This is a genomic window from Vibrio sp. OPT46 (assembly GCF_015163535.1).
Lineage (GTDB): Bacteria > Pseudomonadota > Gammaproteobacteria > Enterobacterales > Vibrionaceae > Vibrio > Vibrio alginolyticus.
This window is the reverse complement of the sequence record NZ_JADDYG010000641.1, coordinates 1-2854: the sequence shown is the minus strand read 5'-3', so window position 1 is coordinate 2854 and position 2854 is coordinate 1. Positions and strand designations below refer to the sequence as shown.

The window sequence follows — 2854 nt, the reverse complement described above, 5'->3', positions numbered from 1 at the left end:
CATTTTGATGTGCTACTTGTAGATGAGGGGCAAGACCTTAACCCTGCAGTGAGAGCTTTTATGAAAGCTCAAACTAATATGAGAGTCTATGTATGTGGCGATGAGTCGCAACAAATTTATCGTTATCGCGGTGCCGAAGATGCACTGAAAGTTCAAGAAAATAGTGGAGCCGAAGTTTTCTCATTAACCCAGTCATTTCGCTTCAATGAACAGGTTGCTACATATGCCAATGCCTTTCTGAACCAACTTGGTGTTCATGAACGGCTTAAGGGGACCGATAATGGCATTATCGAGTCTGTTTTAACTTCAGAAAACGATTTAGATGAAAATCTCCAGATAGCCTATATCAACCGTACGATCGTATTAACGATTGAAGTCGCGATAGAAGCTGACGAACGTGGCAAGAACATTTACTGGACTGGAGGTTTTAATAACTATCCATTTAACGAGCTCTTTGATTTACTCTACTTGAAGCTAGAGCAGTACGATAAAATACGCTCACGTGACTTTAAGCGTGATTTTACTACATTCGAAGATTTCGTAGAAGTTGCAAAAAAAACGAAAAACATCGATATGGCTAGAATCCTCAGACTTGTCTCTAAATATGATACTGGTTTGTTTGATATTTATGAGAACTTGAAGCGTTCTAAAGTGGATAAAATTGAGGCTGCTGAAGTTGTCGTAGGAACTTGCCACAGAACGAAAGGCCTAGAGTTTGACCAGGTGGTGCTAGGGGATGATTTTTGTGACCAATTGAAATTAATCGAGCGTACAGAAGACGAAATTCGAGATGAGTTGAATCTAATGTATGTCGCCATCACAAGAGCCAAGTTACGATTCGTAGAATCCCATCCGTTTCATTCTGTACAACGTTGCTCACAAAACATTTTTGAACTGGCAAGAGAGTTTCAAAAGAACAAAAGAAGTAGCTCAGGCCGTTTTAAAAAGAGACGCCAATCATAATTCTATCGAGATGAGTAAATTAGGAGAAGTAAGTAAATGGCACTATTTGACAGAGAAACGAGAGAGTTGATAGAAAAGTTGATCAATCAGGTTGATGTTGATCTTCGAACCGATTTTAGTATAGGTATCATTTCTAGTGAAAATGAATATACATCTGTCCTAACTGCAGAAATTCGTAATAGGATTAATGCTAGGCTACCGTTAAAATCAGCTGCATTTTCACAGAAGTTGAAATCAAATGAAGAGCAAGCATGGGGCGTTGATGCTTGTGTTCTATTGATTGATTATGACAAGGGAGTCGGGAAACTATGTTTGTTTGAAGCAAAAAGTGATCGGCCAAATTGGGACTATCTGAAACCTAATTATCAACCACCTATCTCTCACTTTTCATCTCAGATAGCCCGTCAGGTAGTACCTAACAAACAAGGGTTTGTTGTATGGGAGCAGTTTTATTCAAGCAAACCAAATGGTACACCTATAGGTGACCGAAATCCTAAGGGGTCTACCTGTATTCTCCATCATCTTGCATTCTACCATAATGGTACACCTCCTAATCCGAACGTTTGGACTGATAATGATATTGATACCCTTGTTCTAGAGAAGCAAAGGGTTTCCAAAATGGGGAGCTTAGTACGTACGGTTTGCAAATGTAAATTAGGGAAACGTTTCGATTTTAGTGAACTAGAAGAATTACTCAGAGAACGTATACCAGTGAGGCACATTTTGTTTTTAGAAGGGGGCCGGGTTGTCTCAGAAAACAATAGCTATCATTCTATTGCTAAACGATATCAGGAAAGGTTCCCAGACTATAAAGAAAGCACTGGTAGGCAGTAAGTGCTGATTTATTACTTGGTTTTTTATCTTAGGTGATTGCTATAACAAGAGCATAATGATTGAAATTTCCTCAATTAGTTAAGTAGACTCGCATAGTGTAATTCGAACTTTTCCAAACTAGTCAGTTGGTCTTCTCACTAAATGACCAACTGACTAAAAAATAATATGGACTGGATGGCATAGCTTTTGGGGGCGTTCAGCGTTAGACCTGATTACCTAAGCTTACTGAGCCCGGCACCTAAATGAGAGCCTACTTGTCTTAACTTTTCCTCTTGTTCATGTACCGTGATTTCCAACAACTCACGTTCATTTTCAAGCATGTTGATTCTGTCTTGGCAGTCTTCTACAGCATCGTCATACCCATAGCCGTACATCCTTGCCCCAGCCACTCTGATTAAACCGACTAGCTTTTCTTGTTCATCGATGTACTGCTCATATTCAGTACTTTGATTATTTACTAAACCCATATTCCCTCCGCTTCATTTCTCTTAGCCTTGTTCGCTCTTGCTCATCGCCAAAAGCCATATCAAACAACTCTCTGGGCGCGAGCTCTTGTACAGTAACTTGTGGTTCTTGACTTGTCTCAAGTTTAGACGTTTGCTTTCCCTTAAAGGGGAGCACATTTGATTTCATTAGTTCTCCTTAAGTAGCAATGGTTTACCTTGAATGCATGAAACCAATTTAACTTATGGAAAAGCCTTGGACAGTAGCACAAACGCATTAATTCTTGACCTTGACAATTTGAGGAGATTATGAGTGTTAATCATGTCTGAAATGTTCATTAACTCCATTAAACAAAACATATTGAATATAAAGAATTAATTTCCGATTTGGTGTTAGAAAAATCATAATCTAACGGATCGATAACTCGATAGGAGTCATTGAAAAAAAAGGTAAATTAGATTAGGTTTGAACTTGTTTTTTTGTTGGAAGTACAGTTTGTGTCTAGAGAGCTAATCGCTGGAATAAAAAGAAGTGCAGAAAGCAGTTGTTGTGACTTTATTTGCCAAGAGGCTTACAGAGAAGCAATATGCGAGCTTTATCCTGAAGATGTAGC

Annotated in this window: 4 protein-coding genes; 2 read left to right on the top strand and 2 right to left on the bottom strand. The window is 38.8% G+C overall.

Features of this window, described 5'->3' with window-relative positions; translation table 11 throughout:
- Nucleotides 1-963: 3'-5' exonuclease (locus IQR33_RS24005; protein WP_193844128.1), on the top strand; the 963-nt coding region annotated here is incomplete at its 5' end.
- Between the two features lie 36 nt (nucleotides 964-999).
- Nucleotides 1000-1797: a hypothetical protein gene (locus tag IQR33_RS24000; RefSeq protein ID WP_140114261.1), complete on the top strand. Its 798-nt coding sequence runs from the start codon at nucleotides 1000-1002 to the stop codon at nucleotides 1795-1797.
- A gap of 212 nt (nucleotides 1798-2009) precedes the next feature.
- Here IQR33_RS24000 and IQR33_RS23995 read toward each other — a convergent pair whose 3' ends face one another.
- Nucleotides 2010-2264, bottom strand: coding sequence for a hypothetical protein (locus IQR33_RS23995; protein ID WP_054574984.1), 255 nt, complete (start codon nucleotides 2262-2264; stop codon nucleotides 2010-2012).
- Nucleotides 2248-2430, bottom strand: a complete 183-nt coding sequence (locus IQR33_RS23990) for a hypothetical protein (RefSeq protein ID WP_193844127.1) — start codon at nucleotides 2428-2430, stop codon at nucleotides 2248-2250. The genes IQR33_RS23995 and IQR33_RS23990 overlap by 17 nt, the downstream gene beginning before the upstream one ends.
- Nucleotides 2431-2854: the final 424 nt, after the last annotated feature.

Coding starts and splice junctions, on each gene's coding strand:
- IQR33_RS24000 (WP_140114261.1), top strand. CDS start 1,000: ATGGCACTATTTGACAGAGAAACGAGAGAGTTGATAGAAAAGTTGATC.
- IQR33_RS23995 (WP_054574984.1), bottom strand. CDS start 2,264: ATGGGTTTAGTAAATAATCAAAGTACTGAATATGAGCAGTACATCGAT.
- IQR33_RS23990 (WP_193844127.1), bottom strand. CDS start 2,430: ATGAAATCAAATGTGCTCCCCTTTAAGGGAAAGCAAACGTCTAAACTT.